Origin of the sequence: Catellatospora sp. NPDC049111 (assembly GCF_040648615.1) — a bacterium.
GTDB classification, from domain to species: domain Bacteria; phylum Actinomycetota; class Actinomycetes; order Mycobacteriales; family Micromonosporaceae; genus Catellatospora; species Catellatospora aurea.
On record NZ_JBEZEB010000030.1, the window covers coordinates 43,075 to 63,406 of the forward strand.

Annotated in this window: 22 protein-coding genes; 11 read left to right on the plus strand and 11 right to left on the minus strand. The window is 71.7% G+C overall.

The genetic code is table 11. The features are described from left to right. Positions 1–8 precede the first annotated feature (8 nt). Complete coding sequence (locus tag AB0B66_RS30525) at positions 9–437, minus strand: GNAT family N-acetyltransferase (RefSeq protein WP_360536431.1); 429 nt, start codon at positions 435–437, stop codon at positions 9–11. 40 nt (positions 438–477) lie between these two features. Here AB0B66_RS30525 and AB0B66_RS30530 point away from each other — a divergent pair, with 40 nt between their 5' ends. After that, on the plus strand, positions 478–2,136 hold the full coding sequence (locus tag AB0B66_RS30530) for a hypothetical protein (RefSeq protein ID WP_360536433.1): 1,659 nt from the start codon (positions 478–480) through the stop codon (positions 2,134–2,136). A 15-nt stretch (positions 2,137–2,151) separates the two neighbouring features. Here the strand turns inward: AB0B66_RS30530 and AB0B66_RS30535 are convergent, their stop codons facing one another. Next, positions 2,152–2,706, minus strand: coding sequence for a DUF664 domain-containing protein (locus tag AB0B66_RS30535; RefSeq protein ID WP_360536435.1), 555 nt, complete (start codon positions 2,704–2,706; stop codon positions 2,152–2,154). A 67-nt stretch (positions 2,707–2,773) separates the two neighbouring features. Here AB0B66_RS30535 and AB0B66_RS30540 point away from each other — a divergent pair, with 67 nt between their 5' ends. Then, the gene (locus tag AB0B66_RS30540; RefSeq protein WP_360536437.1) at positions 2,774–3,742 is read left to right on the plus strand and encodes a WYL domain-containing protein; all 969 of its coding nucleotides are present in this window, start codon (positions 2,774–2,776) and stop codon (positions 3,740–3,742) included. Here AB0B66_RS30540 and AB0B66_RS30545 read toward each other — a convergent pair. From AB0B66_RS30545 to AB0B66_RS30555, 3 genes are all read right to left on the minus strand, one after another. Continuing rightward, the gene (locus AB0B66_RS30545; RefSeq protein WP_360536439.1) at positions 3,739–4,656 is read right to left on the minus strand and encodes an NAD-dependent epimerase/dehydratase family protein; all 918 of its coding nucleotides are present in this window, start codon (positions 4,654–4,656) and stop codon (positions 3,739–3,741) included. The genes AB0B66_RS30540 and AB0B66_RS30545 overlap by 4 nt on opposite strands. A gap of 55 nt (positions 4,657–4,711) precedes the next feature. Continuing rightward, positions 4,712–5,284, minus strand: a complete 573-nt coding sequence (locus AB0B66_RS30550) for a hypothetical protein (protein WP_360536441.1) — start codon at positions 5,282–5,284, stop codon at positions 4,712–4,714. Between the two features lie 108 nt (positions 5,285–5,392). Then, entirely contained in the window at positions 5,393–6,235 is an 843-nt protein-coding gene (locus tag AB0B66_RS30555; RefSeq protein WP_360536443.1) for a PHP domain-containing protein, read from the minus strand. A 190-nt stretch (positions 6,236–6,425) separates the two neighbouring features. On the opposite strand from AB0B66_RS30555, the gene AB0B66_RS30560 reads away from it, so the two are divergent. From AB0B66_RS30560 to AB0B66_RS30570, 3 genes are all read left to right on the plus strand, one after another. Then, the gene (locus AB0B66_RS30560; protein WP_360536445.1) at positions 6,426–6,737 is read left to right on the plus strand and encodes an STAS domain-containing protein; all 312 of its coding nucleotides are present in this window, start codon (positions 6,426–6,428) and stop codon (positions 6,735–6,737) included. Positions 6,738–6,887: 150 nt separating this feature from the next. Beyond that, on the plus strand, positions 6,888–7,280 hold the full coding sequence (locus tag AB0B66_RS30565; RefSeq protein WP_360536447.1) for an HIT domain-containing protein: 393 nt from the start codon (positions 6,888–6,890) through the stop codon (positions 7,278–7,280). Further along, positions 7,277–8,284 carry a GNAT family N-acetyltransferase gene (locus tag AB0B66_RS30570; RefSeq protein WP_360536448.1) on the plus strand — a complete coding sequence of 336 codons (1,008 nt, stop codon included), beginning with the start codon at positions 7,277–7,279 and terminating at the stop codon, positions 8,282–8,284. The genes AB0B66_RS30565 and AB0B66_RS30570 overlap by 4 nt, the downstream gene beginning before the upstream one ends. 2 nt (positions 8,285–8,286) lie before the next feature. Here the strand turns inward: AB0B66_RS30570 and AB0B66_RS30575 are convergent, their stop codons facing one another. Next, the gene (locus AB0B66_RS30575; protein WP_360536450.1) at positions 8,287–8,667 is read right to left on the minus strand and encodes a DUF2255 family protein; all 381 of its coding nucleotides are present in this window, start codon (positions 8,665–8,667) and stop codon (positions 8,287–8,289) included. Between the two features lie 170 nt (positions 8,668–8,837). Between AB0B66_RS30575 and AB0B66_RS30580 the strand changes: the two genes are divergently transcribed. Beyond that, positions 8,838–9,155 carry a hypothetical protein gene (locus AB0B66_RS30580; protein ID WP_360536452.1) on the plus strand — a complete coding sequence of 106 codons (318 nt, stop codon included), beginning with the start codon at positions 8,838–8,840 and terminating at the stop codon, positions 9,153–9,155. Between the two features lie 66 nt (positions 9,156–9,221). Here AB0B66_RS30580 and AB0B66_RS30585 read toward each other — a convergent pair whose 3' ends face one another. Then, positions 9,222–9,644, minus strand: a complete 423-nt coding sequence (locus AB0B66_RS30585) for a hypothetical protein (protein WP_360536454.1) — start codon at positions 9,642–9,644, stop codon at positions 9,222–9,224. 435 nt (positions 9,645–10,079) lie between these two features. Here AB0B66_RS30585 and AB0B66_RS30590 point away from each other — a divergent pair, with 435 nt between their 5' ends. Further along, entirely contained in the window at positions 10,080–11,756 is a 1,677-nt protein-coding gene (locus tag AB0B66_RS30590) for a cellulose binding domain-containing protein (RefSeq protein WP_360536456.1), read from the plus strand. Between the two features lie 62 nt (positions 11,757–11,818). On the opposite strand, the gene AB0B66_RS30595 is transcribed toward AB0B66_RS30590, so the two are convergent. Next, positions 11,819–12,850 (minus strand): alcohol dehydrogenase catalytic domain-containing protein, encoded by a 1,032-nt coding sequence (locus AB0B66_RS30595; RefSeq protein ID WP_360536458.1) that lies wholly within the window; start codon positions 12,848–12,850, stop codon positions 11,819–11,821. Then, a complete protein-coding gene (locus AB0B66_RS30600) occupies positions 12,847–13,479 on the minus strand; it encodes a TetR family transcriptional regulator (protein WP_360536460.1) in 633 nt (210 codons plus the stop codon). The genes AB0B66_RS30595 and AB0B66_RS30600 overlap by 4 nt, the downstream gene beginning before the upstream one ends. Positions 13,480–13,630: 151 nt before the next feature. Between AB0B66_RS30600 and AB0B66_RS30605 the strand changes: the two genes are divergently transcribed. From AB0B66_RS30605 to AB0B66_RS30615, 3 genes are all read left to right on the plus strand, one after another. Next, positions 13,631–15,175: an MFS transporter gene (locus tag AB0B66_RS30605; RefSeq protein WP_360536462.1), complete on the plus strand. Its 1,545-nt coding sequence runs from the start codon at positions 13,631–13,633 to the stop codon at positions 15,173–15,175. 99 nt (positions 15,176–15,274) lie between these two features. Continuing rightward, a complete protein-coding gene (locus tag AB0B66_RS30610) occupies positions 15,275–17,149 on the plus strand; it encodes a hypothetical protein (protein WP_360536464.1) in 1,875 nt (624 codons plus the stop codon). A 66-nt stretch (positions 17,150–17,215) separates the two neighbouring features. Then, complete coding sequence (locus tag AB0B66_RS30615) at positions 17,216–17,470, plus strand: hypothetical protein (RefSeq protein ID WP_360536466.1); 255 nt, start codon at positions 17,216–17,218, stop codon at positions 17,468–17,470. A gap of 9 nt (positions 17,471–17,479) precedes the next feature. On the opposite strand, the gene AB0B66_RS30620 is transcribed toward AB0B66_RS30615, so the two are convergent. Beyond that, positions 17,480–17,962, minus strand: coding sequence for a hypothetical protein (locus tag AB0B66_RS30620; protein ID WP_360536468.1), 483 nt, complete (start codon positions 17,960–17,962; stop codon positions 17,480–17,482). Positions 17,963–17,978: 16 nt separating this feature from the next. Continuing rightward, positions 17,979–19,766 (minus strand): ABC transporter ATP-binding protein, encoded by a 1,788-nt coding sequence (locus tag AB0B66_RS30625; RefSeq protein WP_360536519.1) that lies wholly within the window; start codon positions 19,764–19,766, stop codon positions 17,979–17,981. A gap of 94 nt (positions 19,767–19,860) precedes the next feature. Here AB0B66_RS30625 and AB0B66_RS30630 point away from each other — a divergent pair, with 94 nt between their 5' ends. Continuing rightward, positions 19,861–20,274, plus strand: a complete 414-nt coding sequence (locus tag AB0B66_RS30630; protein ID WP_360536471.1) for a MarR family transcriptional regulator — start codon at positions 19,861–19,863, stop codon at positions 20,272–20,274. Positions 20,275–20,332 lie beyond the last annotated feature (58 nt).

The window sequence follows — 20,332 nt, forward strand, 5'->3', positions numbered from 1 at the left end:
CCCGCCGATCAGCCGTCCAGCCGGAAGACGACGTGGCAGACCGGCAGGCCGGTGCCCTCGTCCACGTACGGGTCGCCCGTGACGCGCGCCCCGCAGGCGACATAGAAGCCGACGGCGGACTCGCGGGCGTCAGCCCACATCACACGTTCGCCCTGGGCTCGGGCCCGGTCGGCGACCGCGGCCAGCAGCCGCCGCCCAAAACCGCGGCCCTGGTACGCGCCGTCGACCGCCATCGCCCAGAAGTAGCGCGCCGGGACCCCGGGCTCATCGGGGCACGGCCACGCCACATGCGACACCGCCCCCACCACGGCCGCGCCGTCGACCAGCACCAGGTGGCCCGCACCGTCGCCGTCGATCGAGATCGCAGGCGACCCCCACCCGAGCACCTCCGACCGCAGCCGATAGGTCTGCTCGGGCGCGGCCTCCACCAGATCCATCCGGTCACCATAGCCACGGTGCGGCGAGTACCCTCCGCTAGTGGTGATCGGTGACGAGACCGACTGGTCGGGGCTGTTCCACGCGCTCGGCCCAGCCGACGACCTCCCGGCGATCCTCGCCGCGCTGCGCGGCACGGACCCCGACGCCGCCGGTGTGGCGTTCACCGCCCTGTGGCCACGAGTTTTCGCCGGCGGACGGCTCACCCCCGCGACGCCCCCGGTCGTACGCCATCTCGTATCGGTGTTACACGACCCGGCCCTCGGCGCAGGCGATCACACGATCCGGCCCGGTGTCCTGTTCCTGCTGCGCGAGGTCGCGAGGGTGACGGCAGACGCGGAGGTCCGGCATCGCGCCGCCGTCGACGGCACGGTCCAGGACTGGCTCGCCGGTCACCTCGCAAGCCCCGATCCGCCTGCCGTGCACGAATGGTCGGACGGCGACCGCCCCGGACAGGTGTTGCTGCACAACGCGATCGTCGACTCCTTCGACCTGCTGCCGCAGATCTTCGCGGCGGTGTGGCCGATTCCGGTCCACTGGCCCGCGCCGACCAGGGTGATGGCCGCCGCCGCGACGGCGATGCTCGTCCGGCACCCGGAACTCGCGGACCGGCGCGCCGAGGTCATCGCCTATCACCAGGAGACCGCACGGCAGACCGCCGATCGTCACGACTGCGCCGGTCTGGTCCTCGGCCTGGGAGAGCTCGGCGTCGCGCCAACGGACTGGCTCGACGATCCGCGGCTGGCGGTGCGCACCTGTGCCGCGCTCGCGCCCGCACTGGCCGACGAGGCCGAGGTGCTGCTGCGAGCCGCCGAACATCCACGCGCGTTCGATCACTCGTTCACCGAGCCGTTCGTGGCACCGGCGTACCGGATGATGTGCCCGCCCCAGTTGCAGGAAGGGCCGCGCCGGGTGCTGATCCGGACCGTCTGCGAACGGGTCGGCGACTTCCCGCGATTGCTGGCGGCGGCCTCGGCGGCGGTCGACCTGGGCGGCGCGTTGCGGCCCGCAGCGGAGTTCGCTCCCTACCTGCGCCACGCCTTCCCGTCCGGGTTGCCCACCCCTGGTACGGCGTCTGCGCAGCAGAGCCGGTTCGCAGCGCTGGTCGTCAGGCGCGACGATCTGTGGGACGGGACTCGCCCCGGTGTGGCAGAGACCCTCGCGGCATCGGGACTGCCCTACGACCGCGACCGCTGGCAGCAAGTGACGACGCCGGTCGCGCTGGACGCTGCCGGCCGCCCGACGTACGACGGTGCCGGGATCGTCGTGCTGACACCTCCCAGGTTCCTGCGGGAACGCCCCGAGTGGTGGATCGGCGTCGCTCGCACGGATCCTGTGCTGCCGCGCAGGCTCCTGTCCCTCGTCATCGACGACGGATTGCGGGTGACCGTCGAGGGGCCGCTGACGTTCTCCGCGCAGGTGTCGGGCGGTGACGCCGCACGGCTCGATGCCCAGCGGATCATCGGTGAGTTCCGGGTGGACCCGCTCTGCTGGTACGGCGTGCCCATGGCGGCGGCACTGAGTCTGTGGGTGAGCGTGTACCAGTGGCATGCGGGAGTCGCCGCCCGGCAGCAGTTCGTGGACGGTGTGGCGGCTGGGCCGAGGGAGGTTCTCGGTCCGGCCGACCACGCCGACGGGTGCTGCATCGTCTTCGAACTCGACCCCGAATGGATTCCACCGGGCGTGCGGCTGCCCGGCTGAGCGCGGGGCCGTGTGTCACTGCGGCGGGTCCTCGCCGGTGAGCCCGTCGACGGCCTCGCGGAGCAGGTCGGCGTGGCCGACGTGGCGGGCGTACTCGTCGTGCAGGTCCACCACGATGCGGCGCAGGTTCGGCGACGTGCCGTCGGCCGCCGCCGTGTACTTCGCCGGCTGGTCGAGCCCACCGTCGGCCAGAGCCTTGCCCAGCGCCGCCCGCGAGCGGTCCACCGCGCCCTGCCACAGTCCGTACAACTCGGCGGGCGTGTCGTCGGCCGCGCTGCGCCAGACCCAACCCGGGTCGGCCGCCTCGGGCACGTTCAGCGGCGGGCCGGGCGCCTCGCCCGTGAAGTCGATCGTGTACCGCTCCTCGACGGCCGCCATGTGTTTGAGCAGGCCGGCGAGGGTCAGCGTGGACGGAGGCTGGGCACGGTTCAGGCCTGCCGCGTCCAGCCCGCCGCACTTCCAGGCGAACGTGGCGCGCGAGCGGTCGAGGGCGAACAGCAGCATCTCGACCTCGCCGGCCGTCATGGACGGCTCGATGATCGTGGTGTCCAGGACGATGTCGTCGGTCATGGGAGGCAGGCTAGATTCGGTTCCGGACGTTTCACGTCCGGAACTGACAGCGCAGGAAGGACAGCCGGTGACCCCCGAGGCGAGCCCCACCGCACGGGCGCTGATGGCGCTGGAACTCCTCCAGGCCAGCCCGGGCATCACCGCCGACCGGCTCGCCGACAAGCTGGGCGTGTCCGAGCGGGCCGCCCGGCGCTACGTCGGCGTCCTGCGCGAGGCGGGCATCCCGATCGAGTCCGTGCGCGGCCCGTACGGCGGCTACCGGGTGGGCCGCGGCCTGCGGCTGCCGCCGCTGGTGTTCAGCGCGGCGGAGGCGCTCGGCCTGGTCATGGCGGTCCTCGACGGCCACCACGACGCCGGGGACCCAACCAGCGCCGTCGGCAGCGCGCTCGGCAAGATCGTGCGGGCGCTGCCGGAGCCGGTCGCCGCCCAGGCCGAGGCGGTCCGCCGGGCCACCGCGCCCGCGCCCGACCGAGGCGCCGCCCGGCCCGACCCGCAGACCACCACGGAACTCGTACGCGCCTGCTCCGAGCACCGGCGCGTGCGGCTGAGCTACCGGTCCGAGGCCGGTGTGGAGCGCGACCTCGACGTCGACCCGTGGGCTGTCGTCGTGCGCCACAGCCGCTGGTACCTGCTGTGCTGGTCGCACACGTCCGACGGCCGCCGCGCATACCGGATCGATCGGGTCCGTGGCCTCGACGTGCTCGACGAAAGCTTCGTCCCACCGGCCGACCTCGACCCGGTTGCCACGCTGGAGGAGCACCTCGCGGTCGGCTGGGACTACGCCGTCGAGGTGATCATCGAAGCGCCGCTGGACATCGCTGCCCGGCACGTGTCCCGCAACCTCGGCCGCCTCGAACCGGTCGACGCCGGCACCTGCCGCCTGACCGGCACGACCAGCAACCCGTGGTGGTACGCCGAACAGCTCACCGCCCTGCCGGCCCCCTTCCGGATCCTGGGCGGCCCGGAAGTCCGCCACACCGCGCAGGTGCTCGGCCGACGGCTGCTCGCCGCGGTCGAGGACGCGCCCACCGCCTAACGCGCCCGCGTCGTCTCGGCGAACGTCTCCCGCAGCGCAGCGTCCAGCGACCGGCCGGACACCGGCTCGACGAACAGCCGGGCGAGCAGCAGGCCGGCGAAATGGGCCGGGTGCAGGCCCGATTCCTTGCCGCCGAGCGACTGCAGCACACCTGTGAGGCGCATGGCTGCCCGGACCGCACCGGCGGGCAGGCGGCGGACGCGGCGGCCACGGCCGACTGCATCGGCGATCCGCGAGATCATGTCGTGCCAGGTGAGGTTCTCGTCGGCGACCGGGATGTCCTCGCCACTGGCCCGCTCCAGCGCGGCGACCGCGACCTCCGCCACGTGACGCGCGGACGTCGCGGCGGTCCCGCCGGGCGGCACGGCCAGCGGCGCGCGCGACCTGGCCCAGCCGTCCAGCGGACCGGCCCAGTTCGGCAGGCGGTCCCCGGCCCGGCCGAAGACGAACGGCAGTTCGAGCACCGCGACCGGCAGCGACGGCCCGGCGGCCGCCCGCCCCTCCCGGGCCTGCTCCACCCGGCACCGGATGTAGGTGTGGCGGTCGGTCAGGCGCCACTGCGGGTGCAGCCGGTCGAAATACGTATAGTACGAGCCCATGACGACGCCACGGGTGAGCCCTTCGGCGCGGGCGGCGGTGAACAGGCGTACCACCGGATCGACCATGTCCCGGCGGAACGCCGGATGGATCGGCTTGCGCAGCGGCCGCTGCTCGTCCGTGCGGGCCGCGTACACCACACCGTCGTGCCCGGCGAGCAGCGGCCGCAACTGCTCGACCTCGGCCGACCCGATGTCGAGGACGTGGTCGGCGCCCGCCGAGCGCGCCACCGTGGTCGCGGTATGGCCGTGCTCGCCCAGCACCTCCACCACGTGTGCGCCGATCAGGCCGGTTCCACCCACCACGAGAATTCTCACGTTCGCATCGTCCACGTTGGATCGTGCCGCGACAAATCGCGAGATCAGCGGGAGTTCACATGACGGCTCCGGTGCGGGCGGCGAGTGCGTAGTCGCGCAGCTCCTGCGCCGCGTCCCGGTGCCTGCTCAGCCAGCGGTCCACGATCGGCGGCACGTGCTCCGGTGAGTGGTGGTGCGCGTGGCCCAGGCCGTGCAGGGCGGCCCGTTGGCACGGTACCGATGGCAATGCCGACGTCTCCTCCAGCACGTCTAATACGGTGTCCTCGCCCAGGTCCAGCGGGGCGATCTCGAAGAACATGAAGCAGAGTTGCTCCAGCTTCGGCGTCCGCTTCGGGTGCTCGACCGTGACCCGCGGGGCGAAGACCTCGGCGTACAGCGTGACGATGGAGCGCAGTCCGCGGGTACGGGCCACCACCGGCACCTTGGGGTCGCGCAGTGCCCACAGCGACCCGTCGTCGACGATCTCCCGCAGCCCGCGGGCGGCCTGATCGTCGGAGTAGTGCCGCAGCAGCACGCCCGCGTCGCCGAACAGTTGCCGGACGCGGTCCGCGGTGGCCGCGGGGGTGTCCTGGCGGGCGTACCGGTCCAGCCAGGCGGAGGGCTGCTCGTCCGGCGAGCCGGTCGTCACGTGACTCGTCGAACAGGTGCGCCATCCATGCATCGAAGCTGTTCACGGTCGCGATTGAAGCGATCCCGGGCGAGCCTGCCGAGCAGTTTCGGATCCGACCGGGTGCGGTCAGCGGGTGCAGGTCCAGTAGTCGTATGGATGCCGTCCGGGCCGGAAACCGTGCGCCTGCACCATGTCCACCGCCGCGCCGAACCCGAACGCCAGCCCGGTCGGGTCGTGGGAGTCGCTGCCGAACGTGACCGCCCGCCCGCCCTCCTGCCGCCACCAGCGCACGACCTCCGGATGCAGCGGCACCTTCGTGTTGACCTCCAGCGCCCGGCCGCTGCCGGCCAGCACCCGCAGCGCGTGCCGGAACTCGTCCTCGAAGGCGTTCGGGTCGAACGGACCGGCCTGGGCCGGCCAGTACCGGACCGGGTAGTCGATGTGGGCGAGCACCGAGAACAGGTCGCTTCCGGCGGCCATCCGGGCGACCTCGGCCAGGTAGTCCCGGACGACCTGGTCCGCGGGCCGGTGCCGGAGGAGGCCCGGCGGCTCGGTGAACCCGTCCCCGTCGGCGAGGCAGTGCACCGAGCCGAGCACCCGGTCGAACCGCCCAGCGCCGAGGATCTTTGCGACCGCAGCCGCGTGCCAGTGCGGTTCGCCCATCTCCAGACCGCTCAGGATGCGCAGGCTCGGAAACCGCTCGCGGCACTCCTCGACGGCCTCCAGGTAGCCGGTCACGTCGAACGACGGGGGAGTGAGCAGGCCGTCCGGTCCGGTGAGGCTCGCCATGCGCCCACCCGGCCTGATGGTGTCGAGCGGGACCGTCCAGACGGTGTGGTCCAGGTGCTCGGTGAAGGCGATCGCCGGCAGGCCAAGCTCCACCGCCCGCGCGCACGAGCCCTCCATGGAGCCCTTCTCGGCGTCCCAGGACCACTCGCTGTGCAGGTGGCCGTCCGCAGGCAACGTCACGAATCCCACCGCTTCCCCCGACATCGGCCCTTCTGCGTCGCTGCGGTAACCGTATACGGAGTTCGTCGCCGTTGCCGCCCTCGATCGACGCCCGCCAGGCTGCGGTGGCCGCCGGCGGCGTTTGGCAGAAGAACCCGGCGGGTACTGCACGCCGGAGTTGTCGCTGGTCAGCGCAAGGAGGCTGGGCCCGATGCGAGTCACCCACGCCACGGTCGTCGACGGCGGCGTCTGCACCGTGCGGCTGGCCGGAGACGTCGACATGTCAGAGGTCGAAGCGGTCACCGCTTGGCTGCGAGCGGCGATCGACACGTCGGGCTGTGCGACCGTGGACGTCGACCTCTCCGGCAGCCGCTTCCTCGACTCCATGGGCATCGCGGGGCTGGTCCGGGCGCACGAGTACGCTCGCGCACAGGGTGTGCGGCTGCGGTGCGTCAACGTCCAGCCGTGGGTACGGCGTGTCTTCCAGGTCGCCGGGGTGGCCGACCATCTCGACCTGTCCTGAGGCGGCAGCGGGCGGCATCGGGCGGTGGGGAGCCGACCGAGCGCCCGGCGTCGGCCGTAAGGTGGCGCGATGCCTATCACGCACGAGCCGGTCGGATACGAGTGTCCTTTCTGCGATCTCCTGGCGGGCCGATCCGACGGGATCAACGACGTGGAGGACGTGGTGCGGCGCACTGGGGGAGCGGCGGCCCTGATCGCGCCGCGCTGGTGGCCGAACAATCGCGGGCATGTGCTGGTCGTCCCGACCGAGCACCACGAGAACCTCTACTCCGTCTCGGCCGACGCCTATCGCGCGGTGGGCGATCTGGTGCGCGAGGTGGCCATCGCGATCCGGGACACGTACCGCTGTGCAGGGGTCTCCACCCGCCAGCACAACGAACCCGCCGGCTACCAGGACGTCTGGCACCTGCACGTGCACGTGTTCCCTCGCTACGACGGCGACGACCTCTACCGGTCGCAGGCGTTGCCGGGCTGGGCGACCTTCGAGGAGCGTCAGGTGTATGCCGAGCGCCTCCGTACTTACTTCGACAAGGAAAACGTATGAACCTGGTTCTGGTGCCCATGTCGGGCCCGGACTTCGAGCGGCGCGCGGCGATGCTGCGCCGTCGCTACGCCGGCAACCTGGAGCGGGAGAAGGGTCTGGCTCCCGCCGACGCCGAGGCCGAGGCGCGCCGGCAGATGGAGGTGGTCCTGCCGCGAGGCCTGGACAGCGACCTGTCGGTCCTGCGGTCCGCGCAGGTGGACGGCGTCCAGGTCGGTTGGCTCTGGGCCATGCTGCCGGGCGCGCCCACCCGTCCTGAGATGGCCTGGCTGCACAACATCGACGTGGATCCGGAACACCAGGGCCGGGGCCACGGCAGGGCGATGATCCTGGCTCTTGAGGCCGAGCTGCGCGACCTGGGCGTCTCCCGGCTCGGTCTCAACGTGTTCGGCGGCAACAAGAGGGCCATCGCCCTGTACGAGAGCCTCGGCTTCGGTGTGATGGCGCAGCAGATGGCCAAGCCGTTGGACACCACTCCGGTTGCCGAGCCGGAGCCGACCGTCGCGCCGACGGCCGTCGACGACGCCGATCAGGTGCCCGACCCGCAGTATGTCGCCGGACTCACCCGGGTGCGGGTCGCCGCAGGTGTGCTGTACCGGGACGGGCAGGGTCGGGTGCTGGTCGTCCAGCCGACCTACAAGGACACCGCCGAGATCCCGGGCGGGGCGCTGGAGGCGGGCGAGTCGCCGTTGCAGGCCTGCCGCCGCGAGGTCCGCGAGGAACTCGGGATCGACCTGCCGGTTGGTGGGCTGCTGGGCGTCGACTGGACGCCGCCGCGTCCGCACTGGGACGGTGCCCTGACGTTCGTCTTCGACGGCGGCGAACTCACCGACGCGCAGACCGAGGCGATCCGGGCGGCACCGGACGAGCTCAGCGGCTGGCGGTTCGTCGCGGTGGCCGACCTCGACGCGCTGATGGTCCCGAGGCTGGCGCAGCGCATCCGCACCTGCCTGGCGCGGGTGTCGGCCGGAACCTACCTGGAGTCCGGCGACGTGCCGACGCCCTGACCTCAGGCCGGGACGATCCGGGTCGTCGTGGTCCGGGCGGGCGCGGCGGTCATGGGGTCGACGTACTCGGCCCCGTGGCTGCGGTACTTGGCCCGGTAGGCGTCGTCGATCCGGGCGTTGACGGCGGGGTCGGGCTCGTCGACGAAGGCGACGTCCTTGTCGACGCCCGCCGCCCGGATGTGGCCTTCGTGGCGGGCCTTCGTCGCCCGGTACCAGGCGCCCTCGGGACCCCGGTAGGACCGGACGTACAGGTCGTCGCCGCTGCGGACCACCCAGATCGTGGTCGGGTTGCGCAGCGAGCCGTCGCGCCGCCGGGCGGCGATGTCCAGTTCGTCGGCGGCGCCGATGCGGTCGAGTTCCTTGGTGGTCCAGGTCGTGGTCATCGGAATGGTTCCTTCCCGATGCCGGACGCCTGCCGCGGTCGAACGGCCGGCGCACGGCGTTCTCGCCTCCATTTTACGATCGCGGCGGCTTCGCTGTCGGAGGTCTTGCGCAGCGCGTGGTTGTCCCTCACCATCTGGGGATTGGACACGGCAGCGACGGGGAGGCATGTATGAATGGCATGGTGCGGCACCAACCGAGGGTCGCCTTCGACGCGGCCCGGGTGCTGGTGGACGTGGCGGGCGGCGAAGCCGGCCTGTTCGCCTGGTACGCGGAGCAGCTCGTGGTCATGTTCGGGCCGTCCTGCCGGCGCGAGCTGTCCGCCACCCGCAAGGAGCTCACGACCTCGCCGCGCGCGAACACGCGCGACGTCGAAGGGGGCAAGTGGCGGGCCAGGATCGAGGACCTGCTGCGCACCCGGCCGGAGGTCACCGAGAGTCTGCACCAGCTGACGCTGTCGGCCCAGGTGCGGCTTCCGCACGCCGGCTGACGTCGACCGGCACGCATCCGGGCCGGTCAACGGCTCGGATGCGCCGCGGGGGCACTGCGCCGTCGCTCAGAGGACGGTGCGCATCGCCCTTTTGCGGGCGGCGCGCCGCCGCCGGTACGTCCGGCCGAGGGCGGCCAGCCCGACCGCGGCCCCGAACACGATCGGCGCCAGCACGACGATGCCCATCGGCCAGGCGTCGGACCCGTCGCTGTCGGTGAAGTACTCGTCGTAGACGCCGTAGACCACGGCGGCTGGCACGGTGACGGCCAGCCCGCTGGTCAGGATGCTCAGGTCCCACCGGCCGGCGGCCAGCGCGATGAGCGCCAGCGCGATCGGCTGCGCGACGGTCTGCCACGTCGTCGGGCTGGGCTGGTCGCCGGTGGTGAGCGCCTCCGGCAGGAGCGGCACGGGCCACGGCGTGCACACGACCGCCACGGCACTGGCGGCAAGCACGACGACGGTCGCCTTCAACCCCTCGGGCAGAGCCACGGACACCACTCCTGTGAAGATCTTGGGTCGGCATTCTCGCACCCTTCCGCCACCTCGTGGGGGGTGCTCCACGGCGGTGTGACGCGTCCGGCTCCCGCGGCATCAAAGCACCGGCGCCATGGCATCCGCAAGCGGACGAACGTGCGATCGGCAGACTGCCCGCAGCCTACTGGGTGACCCTCCGTGATGGACACGACGGTCGATCGCTGCCATCGATATTTTTCATACCCAAACCGAAACTTTCGACGGTACTGGCGGGGAAAGTCTGCTGGTAGCTTCGGCCATTCATGGAGCTGCTTCGAAACGTTTCCGGAATTTCGTTGAAACCTTCCCTTGAAATCGCCGAAACGTTGTGGGAGCGTGTCCATCGATATACGTGAGCGCGTCCAGCGGCAAGGAGGAGCCCGCATGCGAACTGTTCCAGGGAGAAGATCGGTGATCGCGGTCGTCGCGCTGACCGTGACAGCACTCGCGGTCACCGGTGCGGTGGCGGTGCTGACGACGACCGCGCCCGCCGAGGCCGCGCTCGTCGCGGCCGTCGAGGACGAGGGCGCCGACTGCCCTGTGACGCTGCCCGGCTCGCTGACCGCCAACAGCAGGCTCCCCGACCCGTTCCGGAAGATCGACGGCACCCGCATCACCGCCAAGTCCGACTGGCGGTGCCGCCGCGAGGAGACCAAGAAGCTCGCGGAGCGGTACGTCTACGGCGAGAAGCCCGCCAAGCCGGCGAGCGTCACCGGGACGGTCTCCAGCACGAGCATCACGGTCAACGTCACGCACAACGGCAGGAGTTCCAGCTTCTCCGCCAGTGTCCAGCTGCCCAGCGGCTCCGGGCCGTTCCCGGCCGTCGTCGTGCTCGGCGGGTTCGGCGCGGACACCGCGGCGATCCGCGCAGCCGGGGCCGCGGTCATCAACTACGACCCGTACGCCGTCGGCCGGGAGGGCACGCCGCGCACGAACAAGCAGGGCGCGTTCTACACCATCTACGGCGCGACCAGCAGCACGGGGCTGCTGATGGCCTGGTCCTGGGGCGTCAGCCGGATCATCGACGTCGTCGCGCAGTCGGGCGGCGGCATCCTCAAGGCCGACGCGATGGGCGTGACAGGGTGCTCGCGATTCGGCAAGGGCGCGTTCGTGGTCGGCGCGTTCGACCAGCGCATCGCGCTGACCATGCCGATCGAGTCGGGCAGCGCCGGCGTGCCCATCTTCCGCGGCATTCCCGGCGAGGGCGCACAGAGCCTGAGCAGCGCGTACGGCGAGCAGCCGTGGCTGGGCGACGCGTTCGGCTCGTTCACCGGCAGCCCGAACAACCTGCCGGTCGACACGCACCAGATGGTGGCCATGGTCGCTCCGCGAGGGCTGTTCATCATGGACAACCCGCACATCGTCAACCTCGGCCCCAAGTCCGCCAGCGTCGCGGCCCTGGGCGGCGCGGAGGTCTACAAGGCGCTGGGCGCCGGGGAGAACATCACCTACTGGTCCGACATCCAGAACGGCAGCCACTGCGCCACCAGGCCGGAGTGGAGCACCCCGCTGCAGCAGAACATTCAGAAGTTCCTGCTGAAGACAGGCAACGCGCCGGGCGCGATGCGGATCTCCAGCCGCGCCGCCGGCAACCTCGCCGAGTGGCGGGACTGGCAGACCCCCACGCTGTCCGACGGCCCGAGCACCCCGCCGTCGCCCAGCGCGCCGCCGTCCCCGAGCACGTCGCCCTCGCCGAGCGCACCGCCCTCGCCGAGCGCACCGCCTTCGCCGAGCGCACCGCCTTCGCCCAGCGTGTCACCGCCCCCGCCCGGGTCGGGCTGCTCGGCGACCGGAACCGTGCAGACGCAGTGGGCGACCGGCTACGTCATCCAGCCGGTGACCGTCATGAACAACGGCACCTCGACCGTCAACGGCTGGACGCTGACGTTCACCCTGCCCGCCGGGCACGCCGTCACCGGCTCGTGGAACGCGACCGTCACGACCAGCGGCCAGACTGTGACCGCCCGGAACGTGAGCTTCAACGGCACGATCCCGCCGGGCGGCTCGGTGGCCAACTTCGGCTACCAGGTCAGCCGGCCCAACGGCAACACCCAGCTGCCGAGCGGATACACCTGCACGGCGTCGTAGGCCGCCGACCGGGCGGGACCGGGATCGTCCGGTCCCGCCCGGTTCGGTGAATCCGGCCGCCGTCAGCGGGCGCGCGGATCGACGTGGAACTTGGGTCCGGGACCCGCCCCGGGTATGCGCTCGCCCGCGAGCACCGCTCCGACCTGGTCGAGGCCGACCGTGGCGGCCACCAGCGGCCGCGGGTCCACCTGTCCGGCGGCGAACGCGGCGATGGTGGCGGCGAGGCCGGGTGAGGCCGACAGGACCCCGACCGCGGTGACGTCCTTGAGTGCCAGCCATCGGGTGTCGATGTGGCTGGGGGCGCCCGCCAGGCCGATGTAGACGACCCGGCCGGCCGGTTCGACGAGGTCGAGCGCCCGGGCCGGCAGGTAGGCGGCGTTGGTGGCGTCGATGACCGCGTCGAAGGGCAGGTCAGGCAGCTGCTGTTCGGTCCAGGCGCTGGCGAAGCCCAGGGAGCGGGCGAAGTCCAGCGACGCACCGGTCTGGCCCATGACGTGCACCTCGGCTCCCGCGGCGCGGGCGAACATCGCCGTGAGCAGCCCGATGGTGCCCGGTCCGAGGATGAGCACCCGGTCGCCGGGCGTGAGTTCGGCCGCCCGCGCCGCACGCAGGGCGTTGCCACCGGGCTCGACCAGCGCTCCGAGCGCCGGGTCGACGCTGTCAGGCAGCTCGTGCAGCGAGGCGACCGGCACGGCGAGCTGCTCGGCCAGCGCGCCGGGGCGGCCACCGCGGATGCCGACCTCCTGCCGCCGGGCGCAGACGTGCTGGCGGCCGCGACGGCAGCGGCGGCAGGTGCCGTCGCCGAGCATCGTGTCGCCCATGACGCGCCGCCCGATCCAGCCCGGGTCGACGCCGTCGCCGACGGCCCGCACGACACCGGCCCACTCGTGGCCGAGCCGCATCGGGAATTGCGCATGCCCTTCGTGTAGGTATGCCATCTCGCCCGTGAAGAACTCGACGTCGGTGCCGCAGACCCCGACCCGTTCGACGTCCACGACGGCCTCGCCCGCGGCCGCGCGCGGGGCGGGCACCCGCTGCACCGAGCACTCGCCCGGCGCGGTGATCACCGCGGCGCGCATCGTCGGGGCGCTCACCTCGCGTCGCGCTCGCGCAGCAGGCCGTCGACGAGGTCCCGCATCGGGCCCACCAGGTCCACACGCCCTGCCGAGGACAGCGGCTCCAGCCCGGTCGATGTGCGCAGCAGGACGATGCCGAACCCGGTGGCCAGCGCGATCTGGGCTCTGAGCATGAGCCTGTCGGCGTCGGGGTGGTCGGGGTGCCAGCCCGCGGCCCTGGCCAGGCGCTCGGCGAAGGAGTGCACCGTGTTGCGCCGGATCTGGTCGGCCCGCTCGTCGCCGGAGGAGCGCAGCAGCAGCAGGAACTGGTTCGGTTTGCCGCCGCGGCCGGTGCCGGCGAGCTGCGTCGCGATGGTCTCGGGGAGCCGGTCGAGGGTCACGTCGGGGTCCACTGCGTGGCTGAGCTCGTCGACCGCGCCGACCAGGCACGCCTCGAACAGGCCTTCCTTGGAGGTGAAGTAGCGGCTGATCAGCGCGACGTTCACACCGGCCTCGTCCGCGATGTCGCGCACGGTGGTGCCGGTGTATCCGTCGGCGGCGAAGCGGCGGCGGGCGGCGTCCAGCAGCAGCCGGCGGGTGCCGGCCGCGTCGCGGCGGCGCTGCCCGGCCTCGCCGGTGGTGGAGGTGCGCGGACTGCTCGTCGCCATGGATTCCTCTCGCTCCGGAACCAGGATAGCGGCCCCGGAACGTGACGTAAACAACTGCTTACAAGTGATGTAAGCAACTGTTGACGACGCCGGGGAGGGTGAATACTCGCCAAGTCAGCAGATGTTTACAACATGCTCCAGGGGGCGTTCCATGACCCAGACGATCGTGCGGCCGGGCGCCGTCGGCGTCACCGGCGGCGAGCCGAGCCCGGCCCGCCACACCAACGCCACCACGCTGGTGCTGTACCTGTCACTGGGCGGCCTGGCCTTCGCGGTGCTGCAGTCCCTGGTCGCCCCGGCGATGTCGACCATCGCGCACGACCTGAACGTCACCACCGCCAGCGCGAGCTGGGTCCTCACGGCGTACCTGCTGTCGGCGTCGGTGCTGACGCCCGTGCTCGGCCGCCTCGGCGACATGGTCGGCAAGCGCCGGGTCCTCATCGCCGTGCTGGCCGTTCTCGCGGTCGGCACGCTGCTGGCCGCGCTCGCCCCGAATCTGGCCGTGCTCGTCGTCGCACGCGCCCTGCAGGGCGCGGCCGGCGCCATCATGCCGCTGTCGATCGGCATGGTCCGCGACGAGCTGGCCCGCGAGAAGGTCAGCGCCACCGTCGGCCTGCTGTCGGCCATCTTCGGCGTCGGCGCGGGCGTCGGCATCGTGGCCGCCGGGCCGATCGTGGAGCACCTGTCCTGGCACTGGCTGTTCTGGCTACCCCTGGCGCTCGTCGTCATCGCGCTGCTCGGCGCGATCTTCGGGATGCAGGAGTCGCCGGTGCGCAAGCCTGGCAAGCTCGACCTGCTCGGCACGGCCGTCCTGTCGGTCTCCCTGGTGTCCCTGCTGCTCGCCATCAGCAAGGGCCAATCCTGGGGCTGGGGCTCCGCCGAGACCATCGGCCTGCTCGCCGCCGGCGTGGTCACCCTGATCCTGTTCGTCGTGATCGAACTGCGGGTCGCCGAACCGCTCGTCGACATGCGCCTCATGAAGATCCGCGGCGTATGGGCCACCGACCTCGTCGCACTGATCCTCGGCTTCGCGATGTTCGGCTCGTTCCTGCTCGTGCCCACCCTGCTGCAGCTGCCCGCCGCCACCGGCTACGGCTACGGCAAGTCGGTGTCCGAGGCGGGCCTGTTCCTGCTGCCCACCGTCGTGTCGATGGTCCTGTTCGGACCGCTCGCCGGCCTGCTGGTCCGCCGGTTCGGCCCGAAGCTGCCGATGTTCCTCGGCGCGGTCGCGGTCGTCGGCGGCTTCACCCTGCCCGCCCTCGCGCACGACGTGGAATGGCAGGTCGTCGTCTCCGGGCTGCTCGTCGGCGCGGGCATCGGCCTGGCGTTCGCAGCGATGTCCAACGCCATCATCGAGAGCGTGCCCGCCACCCAGACCGGTGAGGCCACCAGCGTCAACACCATCGCCCGGACCATCGGCAGCAGCATCGGCTCGGCCGTCGTCGCCGCCGTCATCACGTCGAACAGCACCCCGCGGGGCCTGCCCACCGATACGGCGTTCAGCACCGGGTTCTGGGTCTGCGCGGGGGTGGCGGTGCTGGCCGTCGTCGCCACCCTCGCCCTGCCCTCGGCGCACCGCCGCCACGAGCAGGCGGTGGCCACCGGCGTCGAGGACCTCCCGCCCGAGCCGCCCGAACTGCACCTGCCCCACCTGCACGTGACGCGGCAGCACGAGCAGGCCTCGCCCGGCCGGTGACACCCGACGGCCGGGCCGGATCACGGCCGCTCCTAGGATGTCTCTGCTAATGCGACATTCGAGGAGCGGCCGGCAGCGGCGGCGGTGGGAGGAACCTCAGTGGTGCGGCTGGGAGTGCGGCGACGCGTACGCGTCTGGTTCGACGGCACGATGGACCGCGGCACCCCCGCCCTCATCGGCTGGCTGGGCCTGGCGTCGCTGATCCTGATCAGTGTCGTGACCGGACTCGCGGCGCTGTTCGCGCCGACGGAGACCCGGATCGACGGCGGCTGGGCGGCTGTGCTGTGGCGCAGCGTGCTGCGCACCCTGGACCCGGGCACCATGGGCGCCGACGGCGGCGGGCCGTTCTACCTCGGACTCATGCTCGTCGTCACCATCGGCGGCATCTTCCTCGTCAGCTCGCTGATCGGCGTGCTCACCACCGGCCTCAACGACGCCATCACCAACCTGCGCAAGGGCCGCTCGCAGGTGATCGCCCAGGGCCACATCGTGGTGCTGGGCTGGTCCGACCAGGTGTTCACGGTCGTCAGCGAACTCGCCGCAGCCAACCGCAGCTCGCGCCGCAGCAGCGTGATCGTGCTCGCCGACCGGGACAAGGTCGAGATGGAGGACCAGATCCGCGCCCGCGTCGGCGACACCGGCCGTACCCGGGTGGTGTGCCGGTCCGGCAGCCCGCTCAAGCGCACCGATCTCGACCTGGTCAGCCTCGACACCGCCCGCGCGGTCATGGTGCTGTCGCCGGCCGGCGACGACCCCGACATCGACGTCATCAAGGTGCTGCTGCTGCTCAACAACCGTCCCTGGCCGCAGGCGCGCCCGCACGTGGTCGCCGCGGTGCAGGAGTCGGCGAACGTCGCCGCGGCGAAGCTGGCCGGCGGGCGGCACGCGCTGATCGTCGACGCCGACGACATCGCCGTACGCATGGTCGTGCAGTCGCACCGGCAGTCGGGTCTGTCGACCGTCTGCACCGACCTGCTCGACTTCGCCGGCAACGAGATCTACATCAGGTCCGAGCCGTCGCTGGCCGGCCGGGCGTACGGGGAGATCCTCGGCGCGTTCGAGGCGGGCGCGCCGATCGGCCTGCGCCGCGCCGACGGGGCCATCACGGTCAACCCGCCGATGGACACCGTGCTGGCCGACGGCGACGAGGTCATCCTCATCGCCGAGGACGACCTGCTGATCGAGCTGGCCGCGGACCCGGCCCGGGTGCACAGCGACGCGATCGTGCTGGTGCCCGACAGCAAGCGCGCACCGGACCGGACGCTGATGGTCGGCTGGAACTCGCGCGCCGACCGGGTGCTGGACCTGCTGGACCGCTTCGCCGAGCCGGGTTCCGTGCTCGACGTCGCCGCCCCGCTCGCGCCGGAGGAGGCCCTGTCGGCGCAGCGGGCCAACGTGACCGTCGGCCACAAACGCTGCCAGCCCACCAGCCGCCGTGACCTGGAGGCCATGGAGCTGGGCGGATACCAGAACATCATCGTGCTGTCCGACGACACCGCCGAGCCCGACCACGCCGACGACCGCACCCTGGTGACCCTGCTGCACCTGCGTGACATCGAGGTCAACCTGGGCGAGCCGTACTCGATCGTGACCGAGATGAACGACGACGGCAACCGCGAGGTCGCCCAGGTCACCAAGGCCGACGACTTCGTGGTCTCGGCGCGGCTGATCAGCCTGCTGATGACGCAGCTGGCCGAGAACCGGCACCTGTACGAGGTGTTCGCCGACCTGTTCGACGCCTCGGGGGCCGAGATCCACCTCAAACCCGCCGGTGACTACGTCCAGCCCGGCGCGGAGATCACCTTCGCGACGGTGGTGGAGTCGGCCCGGCGGCGCGGCGAGTCGGCGATCGGCTTCCGCCGCCGCGACGACGCCGACCAGCCCCCGTTCTACGGCGTCGTGCTCAATCCGCGCCGGTCCCGGATGGTGCAGTTGGACGCGGGCGACAGCGTCATCGTGATCGCCACGGACTGAGCCGCCCGCGCGTCGAAGGGCCGTAGCCGCTGCGGCCCTTCGACGCGAAGCGTTACGCTGCCGCGCATGCCAGACTCAGCACCGCGGCGCACGCATACGCTGCTCGGCAAGATCCTGATCGGACTGTCCAGTGTCGCCTGGCTGGCGGCCGTGGTGGTCACGGTGCTCATGCTCGTCGCATTCCTCGCAGGCGAACTGGAGGGCATGGTGGCGCTGTCCGGCATCGTCATCATCGTCATCGCGGTGGCCGTCGCGGTGTTGATCACCGGAGTGACCCTGCTCCACCTGTACCTGGCACGACGGCGCAGCCGAGCCCGATAGGCGGCTCGGTCACTGCGGCGGCAGCAGGACCAGGGCGTGGTTCTTCGGGCCGCGGAAGGCGAGTTCCACGTGCTCGACCTGGCCGCCCAGCGCGCGGTGGTGGGCCGTGATGGCGTTCATCAGCTCGTCGCGGCCGAGTTTGCGGTCACGGTCCCAGAAGTTGCAGCAGGGCACGACGAGCACCGGGCGGACCCGGGCCGAGTCCACGACCTCGCGCAGCGCCTCGTCCGGGTGCAGGCCCACGATCAGGTCGTAGTAGTCGGCGAGCGTGGCCAAATAGGGCTCGGCGCGGGCGGGTACGCCCTTGAGCGTCCAGCCGCGCGGGTCGACGACCTCGGCCTCCAGGCCGAACCGCTTGCGCAGCAGCCGGGTCAGCATGCCCTGGCCGCCCGCCACGTCGGCGACGTAGCGGGCCTGCGGGAACCGGGTGGTGACGTACTCGGCGAGCACGTCGAAGCGGGTCTCGTCGCCGTGGAAGCGGTGCCGGGTCATGGGTCCAGTCTTCCGGTCACCCGGCGAGCGCCGCGTAGCGGCCGCCCACCTCGACGAGCCGGCGGTGCGAGCCGGACTCGATGATGCGGCCGTGGTCGAGCACGGCGATCTGGTCGGCGTCGCGCACGGTCGACATCCGGTGCGCGATGGTGATCGTGGTACGCCCGCGGGTCAGTTCGTCGAGGGCGCGCTGCACGGCTCGCTCGGTCTGGGTGTCCAGGGCGCTGGTGGCCTCGTCGAGCACCAGGATGCGCGGGTCGCGCAGCAGCGTACGGGCGATGGCCAGGCGCTGCTTCTCACCGCCGGAGAACCGGTGCCCGCGCGAGCCGACGACGGTGTCGTAGCCGTCGGGCAGCCCGGCGATCAGGTCGTGGATCTGCGCGTCGCGGGCGGCCTGCTCGATCTCGGCGTCGGTGGCGTCCGGTTTGACGTAGCGCAGGTTCTCCCTGATCGTCGTGTGCAGCAGGTAGGTCTCCTGGCTGACCGTGCCGACGATCCGGGCGACGTCGGCCAGCCGCAGGTCGCGCAGGTCGACGCCGTCGACGGTGATGCGCCCAGCCGACGGGTCGTGGAGCCGGGCGATGAGCGACGCGATGGTGCTCTTGCCCGATCCGGTCTCGCCGACCAGGGCCAGCGAGGTGCCGGCGGGCACGTCGAGGCTGACGCCCGCCACGGCGGCGGTCCCGGTGCCCGGGTAGGCGAAGGTGACGTCCTCCAGACGCAGGTGGCCGGTGACGCGGGCGGGGTCGAGCTCGACCGGGTGCGCGGGGTCGTCGACGTCGACGGGCAGGTCCAGGTATTCGAAGATGCGGGCGAACAGGGCCAGCGAGCTGGTCAGCGATACTCCGACGTTGAGCAGGCCCATCAGCGGCCTGAACAGGTTGGCCTGCAGCGCGGTGAACGCGACCAGGGTGCCGATGCTCAGCGTTCCGGCGGTCGCGGGCAGGCCCGCGCTGAGGTAGATGACGGCGGGGATGGCCGCGAAGACGATGCTCATCGAGGCCATGCGCCAGCGGCCGGCCAGCTCCGAGCGCAGCTCCAGGTCGATGAGGCGGGCCGACGAAGTCGCGAAGCGTTCGACGAGCGCGGGGCCGGTGCCGGTGGTCTTGCTCAGCTGCACGCCGCTGATCGACAGGCCCTCGTCGATGGTGACGTTGAGGTCGGCCAGCTCGCGCTGGCGCTGGGCGGTGATCGTACGGCGCATGCGGGCGACCCGGCGGGTCAGGTAGACGGCCGGGGGCACCACGACCAGGGAGACCAGCGACAGCTGCCAGGACAGCGCGGCCATGGCCACGGCGGTGGCGACGGTGGTGGTGAGGTTCGAGGCGACGGAGGTGGCGGTCGAGGTGACCACGGCCTGCATGCCGCCGATGTCGTTGGTGATGCGGGACTGCACCTCGCCGGTGCGGGTGCGGGTGAAGAACGCGATCGACTGCCGGTGCAGGTGCGTGAAGACGTCGGTGCGCAGCCGGTGCATGACCTGCTGGCCGACCGTGGTGGAGATCCAGGTCTGCACGACGCCGAGCGCGGAGGTCAGCGCGGCGACGGCGACCATGCCCAGCACCAGCCAGATCAGCAGGGTGAGGTCGGCGTGGGGGAGCGCGACGTCGATGACCTCGCGCAGCAGGAACGGTGTGGCCATGGCGATCACGGACGAGGCCACGATGATCGCGGTGACGGTGGCGAGCTGCCAGCGGTGGGCGGTGAACAGGCCGCCGATGCGGCGCAGCGAGACCTCGCGGGCCTGCGCCTTCTCCTCGGCGGTGACGGTGTGCGGGCCGCCGCGGCGGCCTCCTCGTTCCATCTGTGGGCTGTCCAAGGGATGGGTCCTTCCGTAGGTAAATGCTGAGGTTACCTCAACATGAGGTTCCAACAGCAACCACTGATACGGTATTCCCGTGGACGAGAACGAGGAAGCGGGCCTGTCGGAGGCCTTCTGGGCGGTCGCCCGCCGCCTGCGGCACCTCACCAAGGACGCGCTGGCCCCGTGGCAGATCACGCCGTCGCAGTCGCGCGCGCTGAACGTGCTGGGCCGCCAAGAGGCGCTGCGCCTCAACGAGCTGGCCGAGCAGCTGCGCATCGCACCGCGCTCGGCCACCGAGGTAGTCGACGACCTCCAGGCCCGCGGCCTGGTCGAACGCCGCCCCGACCCCGCCGACCGCCGCGCTACCCTGGTCGCCCTCACCAGCCCAGGCCGAGAAACTGCGCAGGCGATCGAAGCTGCCCGTCGCGCGGAAGCCAGCCGCTTTTTTGACAGTCTGAACATGGCGGACCGGGCTCACTTGAACCGCATCCTACGCACGCTTATGTAGAAGTCGACGGCTGGCCAAATGGGGCGCGAATTGGAGATGGTGCCACGTGCGCTAATAG